This window comes from Streptomyces sp. NPDC005302 (assembly GCF_040607345.1).
Classification (GTDB): Bacteria; Actinomycetota; Actinomycetes; order Streptomycetales; family Streptomycetaceae; genus Streptomyces.
The window spans coordinates 371,381-386,386 of record NZ_JBEXGN010000005.1; the positions used below are offsets into that span (position 1 = coordinate 371,381).

Annotated in this window: 14 protein-coding genes; 9 read left to right on the top strand and 5 right to left on the bottom strand. The window is 71.6% G+C overall.

The window, feature by feature from the left end:
- The first annotated feature begins 104 nt into the window (after positions 1–104).
- Positions 105–617, top strand: a complete 513-nt coding sequence (locus ABZT74_RS10350) for an SsgA family sporulation/cell division regulator (RefSeq protein WP_355863785.1) — start codon at positions 105–107, stop codon at positions 615–617.
- 9 nt (positions 618–626) lie between these two features.
- Here ABZT74_RS10350 and ABZT74_RS10355 read toward each other — a convergent pair whose 3' ends face one another.
- Entirely contained in the window at positions 627–2,042 is a 1,416-nt protein-coding gene (locus tag ABZT74_RS10355; RefSeq protein WP_355862870.1) for an FAD-linked oxidase C-terminal domain-containing protein, read from the bottom strand.
- A gap of 92 nt (positions 2,043–2,134) precedes the next feature.
- Here ABZT74_RS10355 and ABZT74_RS10360 point away from each other — a divergent pair, with 92 nt between their 5' ends.
- Positions 2,135–3,835, top strand: a complete 1,701-nt coding sequence (locus ABZT74_RS10360; RefSeq protein ID WP_356434025.1) for a BTAD domain-containing putative transcriptional regulator — start codon at positions 2,135–2,137, stop codon at positions 3,833–3,835.
- A 123-nt stretch (positions 3,836–3,958) separates the two neighbouring features.
- On the opposite strand, the gene hppD is transcribed toward ABZT74_RS10360, so the two are convergent.
- Complete coding sequence (hppD, locus tag ABZT74_RS10365) at positions 3,959–5,113, bottom strand: 4-hydroxyphenylpyruvate dioxygenase (protein WP_355862866.1); 1,155 nt, start codon at positions 5,111–5,113, stop codon at positions 3,959–3,961.
- A 122-nt stretch (positions 5,114–5,235) separates the two neighbouring features.
- On the opposite strand from hppD, the gene ABZT74_RS10370 reads away from it, so the two are divergent.
- From ABZT74_RS10370 to ABZT74_RS10400, 7 genes are all read left to right on the top strand, one after another.
- Complete coding sequence (locus ABZT74_RS10370) at positions 5,236–5,715, top strand: Lrp/AsnC family transcriptional regulator (RefSeq protein WP_355862864.1); 480 nt, start codon at positions 5,236–5,238, stop codon at positions 5,713–5,715.
- 15 nt (positions 5,716–5,730) lie between these two features.
- On the top strand, positions 5,731–6,378 hold the full coding sequence (locus tag ABZT74_RS10375) for an ABC transporter permease (protein WP_355862862.1): 648 nt from the start codon (positions 5,731–5,733) through the stop codon (positions 6,376–6,378).
- Between the two features lie 85 nt (positions 6,379–6,463).
- Positions 6,464–7,675: a betaine/proline/choline family ABC transporter ATP-binding protein gene (locus ABZT74_RS10380; RefSeq protein WP_355863783.1), complete on the top strand. Its 1,212-nt coding sequence runs from the start codon at positions 6,464–6,466 to the stop codon at positions 7,673–7,675.
- Positions 7,672–8,538: an ABC transporter permease gene (locus tag ABZT74_RS10385; protein ID WP_355862860.1), complete on the top strand. Its 867-nt coding sequence runs from the start codon at positions 7,672–7,674 to the stop codon at positions 8,536–8,538. Before ABZT74_RS10380 ends, ABZT74_RS10385 begins: the two co-directional genes overlap by 4 nt.
- 89 nt (positions 8,539–8,627) lie before the next feature.
- Positions 8,628–9,515, top strand: coding sequence for a glycine betaine ABC transporter substrate-binding protein (locus tag ABZT74_RS10390; RefSeq protein ID WP_356176505.1), 888 nt, complete (start codon positions 8,628–8,630; stop codon positions 9,513–9,515).
- Positions 9,516–9,634: 119 nt separating this feature from the next.
- Entirely contained in the window at positions 9,635–10,273 is a 639-nt protein-coding gene (locus ABZT74_RS10395; RefSeq protein ID WP_356176442.1) for a helix-turn-helix domain-containing protein, read from the top strand.
- Between the two features lie 108 nt (positions 10,274–10,381).
- A complete protein-coding gene (locus tag ABZT74_RS10400) occupies positions 10,382–10,567 on the top strand; it encodes a hypothetical protein (protein WP_356176444.1) in 186 nt (61 codons plus the stop codon).
- 36 nt (positions 10,568–10,603) lie between these two features.
- On the opposite strand, the gene ABZT74_RS10405 is transcribed toward ABZT74_RS10400, so the two are convergent.
- The 3 genes from ABZT74_RS10405 to ABZT74_RS10415 all read right to left on the bottom strand — a co-directional run bounded on the left by ABZT74_RS10405 (position 10,604) and on the right by ABZT74_RS10415 (position 14,915).
- On the bottom strand, positions 10,604–11,392 hold the full coding sequence (locus ABZT74_RS10405) for a S16 family serine protease (protein ID WP_355862854.1): 789 nt from the start codon (positions 11,390–11,392) through the stop codon (positions 10,604–10,606).
- A 466-nt stretch (positions 11,393–11,858) separates the two neighbouring features.
- The gene (locus ABZT74_RS10410; RefSeq protein ID WP_355862852.1) at positions 11,859–12,500 is read right to left on the bottom strand and encodes a helix-turn-helix domain-containing protein; all 642 of its coding nucleotides are present in this window, start codon (positions 12,498–12,500) and stop codon (positions 11,859–11,861) included.
- A 612-nt stretch (positions 12,501–13,112) separates the two neighbouring features.
- Positions 13,113–14,915, bottom strand: a complete 1,803-nt coding sequence (locus ABZT74_RS10415; protein ID WP_355862850.1) for a DEAD/DEAH box helicase — start codon at positions 14,913–14,915, stop codon at positions 13,113–13,115.
- Positions 14,916–15,006: the final 91 nt, after the last annotated feature.

A 15,006-nucleotide genomic window follows, 5' to 3' on the forward strand; every position in this document is an offset into this window, starting at 1 on the left:
GGAAAAAACTTCTCCCGACCCGCGTAATGGTCCGGCCCGGACGCGCTCTCCACTCGTACGGGCCCGCCCAGGGGCCCGTGCACGACGAAGGGAAGGGCATCGACATGCACACCGTGGTGGAACGCGAGCTGGAGCTCAAGCTCGTCCTGTCGCCCGAGCGCAGCATCCCTGTGCCGGCCCGGCTGACGTACCGCACCGACGACCCGTACGCCGTCCACATCACCTTCCACATCGGCTCGGACCATCCCGTCGAGTGGACGTTCGCCCGCGAGCTGCTCGTGGAGGGGGTGTTCCGGCCGTGCGGGCACGGCGACGTGCGGGTGTGGCCGACGAAGGTCGGCGGCCGGTCCGTCGTCCTGATGGCGCTGAGTTCGCCGGACGGCGACGCGCTGCTCGAAGCGCCCGCCGCGCAGGTGTCGGCCTGGCTGGAGCGCACCCTGAGGGCGGTCCCGCCGGGCTCGGAGGCCGGGCAGCTCGGCATCGACGCCGGCCTCGCGGAGCTGCTCGCGCCCTCGCCGAGGCTCTCGGCCACGCTGGAGCAGGGCGCGGCCGCGGCGGCGGACGACCTGTGGCTCCGCGACCCGTGGCCGTCGGACGAGACCGCGGACGGTGAGTAGCCCGGGGTCTCAGAAGAGCTTGCCGGGGTTGAGGATGCCGAGCGGGTCGAACGCGGTCTTGATCGCCCGCTGCATCTCGACGCCCACCGGGCCGATCTCGCGGGCCAGCCACTCCTTCTTCAGGACGCCCACGCCGTGCTCGCCGGTGATCGTGCCGCCGAGTTCGAGGCCGAGGGCCATGATCTCGTCGAAGGACTCGCGGGCCCGCCGGGACTCGTCGGGGTCGGCGGCGTCGAAGCAGACGGTGGGGTGGGTGTTGCCGTCGCCCGCGTGCGCGCAGACGCCGATGGTCAGGGCGTACTTCTCGGCGACGCGCTCGATGCCGTCCAGCATGTCGCCGAGCCGGGAGCGCGGCACGCACACATCGTCGATCATCGTGGTGCCCTTGACCGCCTCGAGCGCGGTGAGCGACAACCGCCTTGCCTGGAGCAGCAGTTCGGACTCGGCGGCGTCCTCGGCGGGGACCACCTGGGTGGCGCCCGCGGCCTCGCAGAGCGCGCCCACGACGGCGAGGTCGGCCGCCGGGTCGTGCGTGTCGAACGCGGCCAGCAGGAGCGCCTCGGTGGTCTCGGGCAGGCCCATGTGGGCGAGGTCGTTGACCGCCTTGACGGTCGTACGGTCCATCAGTTCGAGGAGGGACGGCACGTGGCCGCCCTCCATGATCCGGCAGACGGCGTCGCAGGCGGCCCGCGCCGACCCGAACTCGGCGGCCAGGACGAGCTGTTGCGGGGGCTGCGGCCGCAGGGCCAGCGTCGCGCGGACGACGATGCCGAGCGAGCCCTCGGAGCCCACGAAGAGGCGGGTGAGGTCGTAGCCGGCGACGCCCTTGGCGGTGCGGCGCCCGGTGGACATCAGCCGGCCGTCCGCGAGGACGACGTCGAGACCGAGCACGTACTCGGCGGTCACCCCGTACTTGACGCAGCACAGGCCGCCGGACGCGGTGCCGATGTTGCCGCCGATGGTGCACATCTCCCAGCTGGAGGGATCCGGCGGGTAGTACAGGCCGTGTTCGTTGACGGCTCGGGACAACGCGGCGTTGACCACGCCCGGCTCGACGACGGCGATGCGGTCGACCGGGCTGATCTCCAGGATGCGGTCCATCTTCACGAGGGACAGCACGACGCAGCCGTCGGAGGCGTTCGCCGCGCCCGACAGGCCGGTGCGCGCGCCCTGCGGGACGACCGGGACCCGCAGCTCGCTCGCGACGCGCATGACGTGCTGGACCTGCTCGACGGTGCGCGGCAGGACGACCACGGAGGGGATGCCGGCCTCGCAGAAGCTCGCCATGTCGTTGGCGTACGCGGCCGTGACGTCCGGGTCGGTGAGGACGGCCTCGGCCGGCAGGCCGCCCAGCAGGCGTTCGACGAGGCCGCCGGTCACTGCCGTGTCCTCATCGCGCGGGGCTTCGATACGGCTCATGATCACAGGGTCGCACCCGGGGCCATCGGTGTGAACCCCATCCGCGCGGGGCTTGGCGAGCCGGGGTGTGGTCTTCGTATTGACGCACAGTGAGCGGCATGGACATCGAAGAGCGACAGCCGGTGCCCGCCGGGCCCGGGCCGGGGCAGCCCGCGGGTCCGCGATCCGGGGACGCCGCAGGTCCGGAACGCGGGGAGCCGGGCGGGCCGCCGGCCCTGGATGCCGCCGGTGCGGGCCGCTCGCCGCTCGCCCGGCGCGTGCTGATCGGCGCGGCCGTCGGCTGTGTCGTGCTCGGCGGTGTGCTGGTGCTGCTGCCCTCCGCGGGGCCTGGCGGCGCTCCGCCGCCCTCCCCGGGGCCGGTGGCCCGGGCGATGACGGCGGTGGGGGCCGGTGCGCCCGCCGCGCTGCCCGATCTGGCGGCGCTCATCGGTGACCGCGAGACGCATCTGCGGGCGCATCCGCGCGACGACCAGTCGTGGGCGGTGCTCGGGACCGCCTACGCGGAGCAGGCGCGCCGGACGGCGACGGCCGCGTACTTCCCGAAGGCCGAGAAGGCGCTGCGCACCTCGCTGGACGTCCGGCCGAAGGACAACACCGCGGCGCTGGACGGGCTCGCCGGGCTCGCCGTCGCGCGCGGTGACTTCCGGACCGCGAAGCAGTGGGGAGAGGCGTCGGTGAAGCTGGCGCCGAAGCGGTGGACGGCGTATCCCGCGCTCGTCGACGCGTACACCGGGCTCGGCGACCACAAGGCGACGCGCAGGGCGCTCGACAAGCTGCTGGCCCTGCGCCCCGGTCCGGCGACGCAGGCCGTGGCGGCGCGGGCCTACTGGGACCGCGGCCGGCGGGAGGACGCGGGGGCGGCGATCGCGGACGCGGCCGCCGGGGCGACGACGCCCTCCCAGCAGGCCGCCTTCCTCCAGCAGGGCGGGCAGCTGGCGTGGGAGCGCGGTGACGTCCAGGAGTCGCTGGACCACTACCGGGCGGCGGTGAACACCGACCCCGACGAGCACGCCGCCCTCGCCGGCCAGGGGCGCGCGCTGGCCGCGCTCGGGCGTACCTCGGAGGCGCTGCGCGCCTATCAGACGGCGCTCGCCAAGCGGCCCGCGCCGCGCCAGGCGCTGGAACTGGGTGAGCTGTACGAGAAGCTGGGGCTCCCCGGGGCGGCACGCGCGCAGTACGACCTGGTGCGGGAGCTGGTGCGGCGGGACGCGGCCCAGGGCGTGGACGACGAACTGGTCCTCGGGTTCCTGGAGGCGGACCACGGCGATCCGCAGGAGGCGGTGCGGCGGCTGCGGGCCGAGTGGGACCGGCAGCCGGGCATCGCGGTCGCTGACGCGCTGGGCTGGGCGCTGCACCGGGCCGGGGACGACGCGCAGGCGCTGACGTTCGCCACCCGGACGATGGACAAGGAGCACGGCGGCGAGGTGCGCAGCGCGCTGTACGCGTACCACCGGGGGCAGATCGAGCGGGACCTGGGGAAGACCGGTCCGGCCCGGCGCCATCTCGCGGAGGCGCTGCGGATCAACCCGTACTTCTCGCCGCTGCTCGCTCCCGCCGCGCGGGAGGCGCTGGCGGCACTGGGCGAACCGCCGGCCGAGGGGCTGCCGGACCCGTCGGGGAACCAGGAGGAAGCGGCCGAGGGCGGGGAGGAGTCCGGGGACGCCTCGGGGGCTGCCGGTGCGCCGGGAACGGCGGCCGCGCGGCCCGCGCCGCGTCCGTCGTCCTCGGCCCCGGCGGCTGCTCCGGCCGTTCCGCGATCACCCGCGGCTCCCGCGCCGGGACAGTCGGCGGCGCGCTGAACACCCGTACGGGCAGGCGTGCTTGACGCCTGACATGCCTCGGGTCCGGTGGATGCCGCGCCTCCACCGGACCCGAGGGGGCCGGCCTGTCTCAGGAGTCCGCCCGTCGGCGGGCGGACCCGGTCAGAGGTTGCCGCGCTTGTCCTGCTCGCGCTCGATCGCCTCGAAGAGGGCCTTGAAGTTGCCCTTGCCGAAGCCCATCGAGCCGTGCCGCTCGATCATCTCGAAGAAGACGGTCGGACGGTCCTGGACCGGCTTGGTGAAGATCTGCAGCAGATAGCCGTCCTCGTCGCGGTCGACGAGGATCTTCAGCTCGCGCAGGGTGTCGACGGGGACGCGGGTGTCGCCGGCCCACTCGCCGAGGGTGTCGTAGTACGAGTCGGGGGTGTCGAGGAACTGGACGCCGGCCGCGCGCATGGTGCGGACGCTCTCGACGATGTCGTTCGTGTTCAGCGCGATGTGCTGGACACCGGCGCCGCCGTAGAACTCCAGGTACTCGTCGATCTGGGACTTCTTCTTGGCGACGGCGGGCTCGTTGATCGGGAACTTGACCTTGAGCGTGCCGTCGGCGACGACCTTCGACATCAGCGCGCTGTACTCGGTCGCGATGTCGTCGCCCACGAACTCCTTCATGTTCGTGAAGCCCATGACCTTGTTGTAGAACGCGACCCACTCGTTCATCCGGCCGAGTTCGACGTTGCCGACGCAGTGGTCGACCGCCTGGAAGGTGCGCCGGGCGGGCGGCTCGACGATCGGGGCGGCGGCCGCGTAGCCGGGCAGGTAGGGGCCTTCGTAGCCGGTGCGCTCGACGAGGGTGTGGCGCGTCCGGCCGTACGTGGCGATCGCGGCGAGGACGACCGTGCCGTGCTCGTCCTTGATCTCGTGGGGCTCCACGAGCGGGCTGGCACCGTGCTCGACGGCGTACGCGAACGCGGCGCGCGCGTCCGGGACCTCGATCGCGAGGTCGACGACGCCGTCGCCGTGCTCGGCCACGTGCTCGGTCAGGAACTCGCCCCAGGGCGTCGTCGGGCGGATCACCGAGGTGAAGACGAAGCGCGCCGAGCCGTTCTCGAGGACGTACGACGCCGTCTCGCGACTGCCGTTCTCCGGTCCGGAGTAGGCGACGAGCTGCATGCCGAAGGCCGTGGAGTAGTAGTGCGCGGCCTGCTTGGCGTTGCCTACGGCGAAGACGACCGCGTCCATCCCCTTCACCGGGAAGGGATCGGCCTGCCGGGCGGTGTGGGGGGCGTGGTCTGTGTTCGCAGAGGTCGCAGTCATGTCCGCAGACTCCCGCCGTTCCGCAAGGTGCGCAATAGTTCACGTATTGGCTGAGCAATCTGTACAGCGGATGGCCGACCCATGCGGGCTTTCTGTACAGGATGACCATTCCGGAGGCACCTGTGGCGATCGATCATCTGGACGGGCGGCTGCTGGTGCTGCTGGCGCGGGAGCCGCGCATCGGCGTCCTGGAGATGTCCCGGCGGCTCGGGGTCGCGCGGGGCACCGTGCAGGCCCGGATGGACCGTCTTCAGTCGAATGGCGTCATCCGGGGCTTCGGCCCCCAGGTCGACCCGACGGCGCTCGGCTATCCGGTCACGGCGTTCGCGACGCTGGAGATCAAACAGGGCCAAGGCGCCGACGTACGGGCCCACTTGGCGACCGTGCCCGAGGTCCTGGAGCTGCACACCACCACCGGCAGCGGGGACATGCTGTGCCGCCTGGTGGCCCGCTCGAACGCCGATCTCCAGCGGGTGATCGACCGGGTTGTCGGATTTGATGGCATTGTCCGGGCGTCCACGGCGATCGTCATGGAGAACCCGGTCCCGCTGCGGATCATCCCGCTCGTGGAACAGGCAGCGACCGAGCACCGGAACGAGTGACCGAGGTGACGTGGCGTGAACTTCTGGGAGTACCTGAGCAGCCGCCATGAGCAGCTCCTCACGGACGCCTACCAACACGCCAGCGCGGTCTTCCAGTGCATGGTCGTGGCGACCCTCATCGGGGTGCTGATCGGGGTGCTCACCTACCGCAGCGACTGGGCGGGCAACCTCGCCACCACGACCACCTCCGCGATCCTGACCATCCCCTCGCTCGCCATGATCGGCCTGCTGATCCCGATCGTGGGCCTGGGTGTTCCGCCCACGGTCATCGCCCTGACGCTGTACGGGCTGCTCCCGATCGTGCGCAACGCGATCGTCGGTCTGCGCGGCGTCGACCCCTCGCTGGTCGACGCGGCCACCGGTATCGGCATGTCACGGGTGGCGCGGCTGGTGCGGGTGGAACTCCCGCTGGCCTGGCCGCCGATCCTCACCGGCATCCGGGTCTCCACCCAGATGCTGATGGGCATCGCGGCCATCGCGGCCTACGCCTCCGGTCCCGGCCTCGGCAACGAGATCTTCCGCGGCATCAGCTCGCTGGGCAGCAAGAACGCGCTCAACCAGGTCCTCGCCGGCACGGTCGGGATCATCATCCTCGCGCTGCTCTTCGACGCCGCGTACGTCCTGATCGGCCGGCTGACCATCCCGAGGGGGATCCGTGCCTGAGACCGCCGACACCACCGGGCGCGCCGAAAGGCCCGACACCGACACCGATACCGACGCCGCCACCAAGTCGACCACGGGCGCCACGATCGAGCTGGAGAACCTCACCAAGCGCTACCCGGGCAGCCGGGACGCCGCCGTGGACAGCGTCAACATGGAGATCAAGGCGGGCGAACTCGTCGTATTCGTCGGCCCGTCCGGCTGCGGCAAGTCGACCACCCTGAAGATGATCAACCGGCTGATCGAGCCGAGCAGCGGCCGGATCCGGATCGGCGGCGAGGACGTCACCGACATGGACCCGGTGAAGCTGCGCCGCAAGGTGGGGTACGCGATCCAGTCGTCCGGGCTGTTCCCGCACATGACGGTCGCCCAGAACATCGCGCTCGTCCCGAAGATGGTCGGCTGGCCGAAGGCGCGGATCAAGGCACGGGTCGAGGAGATGCTGGACCTGGTGGGCCTCGACCCCTCCGAGTTCCAGGGCCGCTACCCGCGCCAGCTCTCCGGAGGCCAGCAGCAGCGCGTCGGGGTGGCCCGGGCGCTCGCCGCGGACCCTCCGGTGCTGCTCATGGACGAGCCGTTCGGCGCGGTCGACCCGATCACCCGCGACCACCTCCAGGACGAGCTGATCCGGCTCCAGCACGAGCTGCACAAGACGATCGTCTTCGTGACCCACGACTTCGACGAGGCCATCAAGCTCGGCGACCGGATCGCGGTGCTGCGCGAGCACTCGCACATCGCGCAGTTCGACACCCCGGAGGCGATCCTCACCAACCCGGCCGACGACTTCGTCTCGGGCTTCGTGGGGGCGGGCGCCGCCCTGAAGCGGCTGAACCTCAGCCGCGTCCGGGACGTCGAGATCACCGACTATCCGACGGTCACCGTCGACGACCCGCTCCAGGACATCTTCGCCAAGCTCCGCTCCAGCGGCACGAACGAGATCCTGCTGCTCGACAAGCGGGGCCGCCCGTACAAGTGGCTGCGGCGCGGCGACCTGATGCGGGCCAAGGGTTCGCTGGCTCGGGCGGGCACCCTGGTGCACGACACAGTGACCCGGGACGCCACCCTGCGGGACGCGCTGGAGGCGGTCCTCACGGACAACTCGGGCCGGGTGCCGGTCACCGGGCGGCGCGGTGAGTACACCGGGGTCGTCGACATGGAGACCCTGATGAACTCCGTGCACGAACTCCTGGAGGCGGACCGGCTGGAGGCCATGGAGCACCAGCACGACCTGGAGGAGGCGCGCGCCCAGCAGACCCAGTTCGAGCAGGAGGGCGTCGAGGGCGGGGAGGGGAAGGCGTGAACACTCCGCCAACGGAACATCGCCCCGAGGGCGAGCACGAGGTCAAGGGCCTCGCCTTCCGCGACGACAGCGACGGCGACGGCGAGGGCGAGCGGGAGGCGCCGCCGTCGGCCGAGCCACCGAAGCGCCGGATCGGCTGGCAGAAGCTGACCTTCCTGCCCGCTCTGCTGATCGCCCTGCTGCTGGGCACCTGGCTCTGGTTCGAGCAGGCGGACCTCGACCCGATCTCCAAGAACGCCCTGTCCAACGGCCAGGTGTCCAAGGCCCTGTGGCAGCACATCCAGCTGACGGTGATCTCCACGTTCTTCGTGCTGATCATCGCCATCCCGCTGGGGATCCTGCTGACCCGCAAGGCGTTCCGCAAGGCGACCCCGATCGCGATGACGTTCGCCAACATGGGGCAGGCGACACCGGCCATCGGTCTGCTGGCGCTCCTGGTGATCTGGCTGGGCACCGGTGAGAAGTCGGCACTGATCGGCATCACGATCTACGCGATCCTGCCGGTGCTGTCCAACACGATCGCCGGCCTGAACGCGAACGACCCGACCCTGCTGGAGGCGTCGCGCGGCATCGGCATGTCCCCGCTGGGCGTGCTCACCCGGGTCGAACTCCCGCTGGCCGTCCCGCTGATCCTCGCCGGCGTCCGTACGGCACTCGTCCTGAACGTGGGCACCGCGACCCTCGCCACCTTCGGCGGCGGCGGCGGACTCGGTGTCCTCATCACCACCGGCATCACCACCCAGCGCATGCCGGTCCTGGTCCTCGGCGCGATCCTCACGGTCGCGCTCGCGCTGCTGGTCGACTGGCTGGCATCGCTGGCGGAACTGCTGCTGAGGCCGCGCGGACTGGAGGTGGGGACGTGAGGGGGCCGACGAGAAGGACCCGTACGCTCGCGGCGTTCACCGGGCTGCTGGTGCTGGCGTCCGGTTGCGGGCTGACCAGCGGTTCCCCGATGACGGACGACGTCTCGCCCGGCACGGTCGGGAAGGGCGAGCCGCTCAAGGGCGCCACCCTCACGGTGGCGTCGAAGGAGTTCACCGAGCAGCTGATCCTCGGCGCGATCATGGGCATCGCCTTCCAGGCGGCCGGCGCGAAGGTCATCGACCGCACCGGCATCCAGGGCTCGATCGGCACCCGCGAGGCGATCAAGAACGGTGACGCGGACGCCACGTACGAGTACACGGGCACCGCGTGGATCACCTACCTCGGCAACAGCAAGCCGATCCCGGACCCGCAGAAGCAGTGGCAGGCCGTGCACGACGCCGACCCCAAGAACGGCGTGATCTGGCTGCCGCCGTCCGCCCTGAACAACACCTACGCGCTCGCCATGAACCAGGCCAACTTCAAGAAGTACGGCACGAAGACGCTCTCCGACGTCGCGGCCCTGTCGAAGAAGGACCCGGGCGCGGTCACCCTGTGCGTGGAGAGCGAGTTCGCCAACCGGGCCGACGGACTGCCGGGCATGGAGAAGGCGTACGGCATGACGATCCCGGCGAAGAACGTCACGCAGATGGACACCGGGATCATCTACACCCAGGTGAAGAAGGGCAGTTGCACCTACGGGGAGGTGTTCACCACCGACGGGCGCATCAAGTCGATGCACCTGGAGGTGATGCAGGACGACAAGAAGTTCTTTCCCAACTACAACGCGGCGCCGGTCGTCAACGCCAAGGCCTTCAAGAAGTATCCGCAGATCGCCCAGGTCATCGAGCCGGTGACGAAGGCGCTGAACAACTCGGTGGCGCAGGACCTGAACGCCAAGGTCGACGTCCAGGGCCAGGATCCGCACGAAGTGGCTCTGGACTGGATGACGTCGGAGGGGTTCGTGAAGCAGAACTGAGGGGCCGGGGGCCGGGGGCCGGCGGACCGGCGAACCGGCGAACCGGCGAACCGGCATCCAAAGAAGTAGTTGCAAAGAAACCGTTGCAAGGGAGTCTTTGCAACGCTACCTTTGTACGCATGACGGAGCAGCAGCCACCACACCCCCCGCAAGCCCCCCTCCCGCCGGAGCCGCCCCTGCCTCCGGCACCGCCGCAGCACCGGCGGCTCGACGCCCGCTCCCTGCGCGGCCTCGCCCACCCCCTGCGCATGGAGCTGCTGAGCAGCCTGCGGCGCCGGGGCCCGGCCACCGCGTCGATGCTCGCCGAGCGGCTGAACGAATCCAGCGGGGCGACCAGCTACCACCTGCGCCAGCTCGCCGCGCACGGCTTCGTCGAGGACGCGCCGGACCGGGGCAAGGGGCGGGAGCGCTGGTGGCAGGCGGCCGACCAGGGGCTCGGTTTCGACGAGGAACTGCTCAAGGACCCGGACCCGGCGGTGCGCGGAGCGGCGGACATGTTCCTGCACGAGGTCGCCACCAGCCATGCCCGCGAGTTGTCGACCTGGCTCGGCACGCGGGACGACTGGTCCGAGGACTGGACCCGCGCCACCGACATGAGCGACTTCACGATCCGGCTGACCCCGGCACAGTCCCGCGAACTGATCGAGAGGATGCACGCCCTGCTGGATAGCTACGCCGCCCTCGAACGCCCCGAGGACGACACCGAAGCGGCCCAACTGCGCTTCCACACACACGTGTTCCCGCAGGCGTCCGACTGAGCCACCGGGCCGGTTCCGCGCCGGCCCACACCGAGGACGCCCGGTCGCGACGCCCGATTCCGATGCCCGATTCCGACGCCCGATTCATCGAAGAGAGAGGTCACAGCGATGCACCCGGACACCCAACTCCAGTTGCACCACCTGCGCGCCGCCGAACTGCGGGCCGAGGCGGACACCTACCGGCTCACGGCCGAGGCGCGGCCCCATCGGCTGCGCGCCCGGGTCGGATGGACTCTCGTGGGGGTCGGCCTGCGCCTGGCCTGCGCGCCGAGGACGGCCGTCACGGCCTTCTGACCGGGGCCGCGGGCGGAGATCTGCGCGGGCCGGGGTCTAGCAGCTCGGGATCGAGCCCTTGCCCTTCTCCAGGGAGACCAGTGACTCGACGGCTCCCTGCAGGCTCGTCACCGGAATCAGCCGCAGCCCCTTCGGCAGCTCCGACTTCGCGTCCGAGCACTCCGCCTTCGGTACGAGGAACACGGTCGCCCCGTCGCGGCGGGCCGCCTGCGTCTTCAGGGCGACCCCGCCGACCGCGCCCACCTTGCCGTCGGCGTCGATCGTCCCCGTACCCGCGACGACCCGGCCGCCCGTGAGGTCGCCGCCACTGCCGTCGCCGTCCAGCTTGTCGACGATGCCGAGCGAGAAGAGCAGCCCGGCGCTCGGTCCACCGACGTCGGCGAGCTTGAGCGTGACCTTGACGTCGCCCTTCTCGTGCAGATAGCCGAGCGCCGCCTCGGTGGCGGTGTCCTGGGACTTCTTCATCTCGTTCGCGTTGTGCTGCTCGATCTCCTTGACGCTGCCGCCGCTCGGGTAGACCGAGTCGCGGGGCATCACGGCCTTGTCGGTGGCGAACCAGCCGCTGAGTACGTCCCCGAGGGAGACCTTCGCGTCCGGACCGGTCGCCTCGATCGTCGTCATCCGCAGCTGACCGCGGGTGTCCCGGCTGGGCGCCCCCGTGATGGTGATCACCGGGTCGCCCTTGTTCTCGCCGAGAACGTTCGCCGTCAGGCCGGGCTGCGCCAGGGAGAAGGGCAGCGGCGCGAACACCGCCGTGGCGAGCAGGGCCACGACGGGGAGGGCGCAGACGGCGACGGCCTTGGGGCGCGTGAGGCGAGAGAGCACGGGTTCAATCTAACGTCACCACCCGCCGGACCCTCCGGACAGGTCCCACGGGGCGAGGGTCACCCGGCTCGGGAGGGGCGGCAGAGTCGAGGCGCCCGCGCGATCACGGCCGCGACGTCGGCACAAGGAGCCGCCGCACCCTGGGCCGGCGTGGACACAAGGAGACGGCACGTCGTGGGCCGGCGTCGGCACAAGAAGCGGCACGTCGTGGGCCAACGTGGGCCGGCATCGGCACACGGAGCCGCCGCGTCGTCGGCCGGCGTCAGCGCAAGGAGCCGGAGCGTCGTCGGCCGGCGTGGGCACGAGGAGCCGGAGCGTCGTGGGTCGGCTCCGGCACAGGGAGCCGCCGCGCCCTGGGCCGGCGTCGGCGCAAGGAGCCGGCACGTCTTGGGCCGGCGTGGGCACGAGGAGCCGGAGCGTCGTGGGCCCGCTCCGGCGCGCGGAGCCGGCGCGTCGTGGGCCGGCGTCAGCGCAAGGCGTCCGCGACCTCGCGGGCCGCGTCCATCACGCGCGGCCCCACCCGCTCCGGAACGGCGTCCACGAGCATGACCACCCCCACGCTGCCCTCGACGCCCGTCACCCCGATGAGCGGTGCCGCGGCACCGCTGGCGCCCGCCTCCAACTCCCCGTGGGTGAGCGTGTACCCGGGGTCCCCCACCGGCGCCTGCCGGGCCGCGAGGATCGCGCGGCCCGCGGCTCCCCGGTCCAGCGGATGCCGGAACCCGGCACGGTAGGCCACGTGGTAGTCCGTCCACGTCGGTTCGACGACGGCGACGGCGAGCGCCTCCGTCCCGTCGACCAGCGTCAGATGGGCCGTCGCGCCTATGTCCTCGGCCAGAGCGCGCAGCGCGGGCAGCGCGGCCTCCCGTACGAGGGGGTGCACCTGGCTGCCGAGGCGCAGAACCCCGAGCCCGACCCGGGCACGGCCGCCGAGGTCCCGGCGTACGAGCGCGTGCTGCTCCAGCGTGGCGAGCAACCGGTACACCACGGTCCGGTTGACGCCCAGTTTGTTCGAAAGCTCGGTGACGGTCAGCCCGTGGTCCGTGTCGGCGAGCAGCTTGAGGACGCGCAGTCCCCGGTCGAGCGTCTGAGAGGTCTCCGCGGTCACGACGCCCACTCCTTAGTGGTGAGGTCGACGGCCCTCGCTCGGCGGATGCGTCACCGAGTCCCGTCGGCGACGCGCTTCAGAGGCCGCCGGTCGGCTGGCGACCCGGGCTGTTCCCGGGCGGAGTCGCTTCACGGCTGCGCTCCGCGGCGGCGCTGCCACGGGGCGTGTGCGTAGCGGGACAGTAGCGAGCCGGTCCGCTGAGCGGAAGTCTCCGTCCAGAATCCGGGCATCGGCTCGTACGGACTGATTCCGTTTGTCCCGGAACGCGGGGCGCGCGGCACTCCGCGTACACCGCGCGTGCACGCAGCGCACAGGCGACGGCGCACGCCGGTCCGGAGGGTTGCCCGCCCCTGAGAAGTCCGCGGGGCCGCCTGCCCCGGACAAGGAGGCCGCCGTCCCGCGGCACGGGTTCCGGATACCGGCCGCGCGGAGGTAACCGGTTATCCATGGGCATCCGCGGTCTCCGGTCAGCCGTCGGGACCGACGATCGGCCCGGCCCGAACCCGGGCGCGAACGGCACCGCTCACGGGCCGCGTCGGATACGGAAGTCGGGCACCCGGCGACCACCGCGTCCGCGGATCGACACGTCCGCGGATCAGCGCGGGCCGCGGATCACCGCATCCGGGTGGCCCACTCCTGGACCTTGGCGATCCGCTGGCGCAGTTGTCCCGCCGTGGCCTCCGCGCTCGGCGGACCGCCGCAGACCCGGCGCAGCTCGGTGTGGATCACGCCGTGCGGCTTGCCGCTCTGGTGGACGTACGCGCCGACCATGGTGTTGAGCTGCTTGCGCAGTTCCAGCATCTCCTTGTGGGAGACCACCGGACGGCGCTCTGCGGGCAGTTCGAGGAGGTCCGCCTCGTCGTCCGGCTTCTTGCGGCTGTGCGCGATCTGCCGCGCCTGCCGCTTCTGGAGCAGCAACTGCACCTGGTCGGGTTCGAGGAGCCCGGGGATGCCTAGGTAGTCCTGCTCCTCCTCGCTGCCCGGGTGGGCCTGCATGCCGAACTCGGCGCCGTCGTAGAGGACGCGGTCGAAGACGGCCTCGGACTCCAGCGCCTCGAAGGAGAACTGCTCCTGCTCGCCGGTGTCCTCGTCCTGCTCCTTGTTCGCCTCGTCCATCTCCTGCTCGGACTCGGCGTACGGGTCCTCCTCGGTGTCCTTCTTCGGCTTGTCGAGGGCGTGGTCGCGCTCGACCTCCATCTCGTTGGCGAACGTGAGGAGGTCGGGGACGGTCGGCAGGAACACGGACGCGGTCTCGCCGCGCCGCCGGGACCGCACGAAACGGCCGACGGCCTGGGCGAAGAAGAGCGGTGTCGAGATGGTGGTCGCGTACACGCCGACGGCGAGGCGCGGCACGTCGACGCCCTCGGACACCATGCGGACGGCGACCATCCACCGGTCCTCGCTCGCGGCGAAGTCGTCGATGCGCTTCGAGGCGCCGGTGTCGTCGGACAGGACGACGGTGGCCTTCGAGCCGGTGATCTCGCGGATCAGCTTGGCGTAGGCGCGGGCCGAGTCCTGGTCGGTGGCGATGACGAGCGCCCCCGCGTCCGGGATCCCCTTGCGTACCTCGGTGAGCCGCTGGTCGGCGGCGCGCAGCACGCTCGGCATCCACTCGCCGCGCGGGTCGAGCGCGGTGCGCCAGGCCTGGCTGATGGCGTCCTTGGTCATCGGCTCGCCGAGGCGCGCGGCGATCTCGTCGCCCGCCTTGGTGCGCCAGCGCATGTTGCCGCTGTAGGAGAGGAAGATGACGGGCCGCACGACCCCGTCGCCGAGCGCGGACCCGTACCCGTACGTGTAGTCGGCGGAGGAGCGGCGGATGCCGTCCCGCCCCTCCTCGTACGTGACGAAGGGGATGGGGTTGGTGTCGGAGCGGAACGGCGTACCGGTGAGCGCGAGCCGGCGGGTGGCGGGCTCGAACGCCTCCAGGCAGGCCTCGCCCCAGGACTTGCTGTCACCGGCGTGGTGGATCTCGTCGAGGATGACGAGGGTCTTGCGCTGCTCGGATCGGTTGCGGTGCAGCATCGGCCGCACTCCGACTCCCGCGTACGTCACCGCGACGCCGTGGTACTCCTTGCTGAGCGGCCCGGCGCTGTACTCGGGATCCAGCTTGATCCCTATCCGCGCGGCCGCCTCGGCCCACTGCTTCTTCAGGTGCTCGGTCGGCGCGACCACGGTCACCTGCTGGACCACGTGGTGGTGCAGCAGCCAGGACGCGAGCGTCAGCGCGAACGTCGTCTTGCCGGCGCCGGGGGTGGCGACGGCGAGGAAGTCGCGCGGCTGCTCCTGGACATACCTCTCCATCGCCCCCTGCTGCCAGGCGCGCAGCTTGTTGGCGGTGCCCCAGGGGGCGCGGCCGGGGAAGGCGGGTGAGAGGTGGTGCGAGTGCGAGGAGGCGCTGGCGGCGGTGGTAGTCACGGTCTCCGGTCTGGGTGGCGAGGGGGAGCGTCCGGGTCCGCGCGCGACGCGTCAGGTGTGGCGGTGACGGCGGACGGGCGGTCGGCTCGGC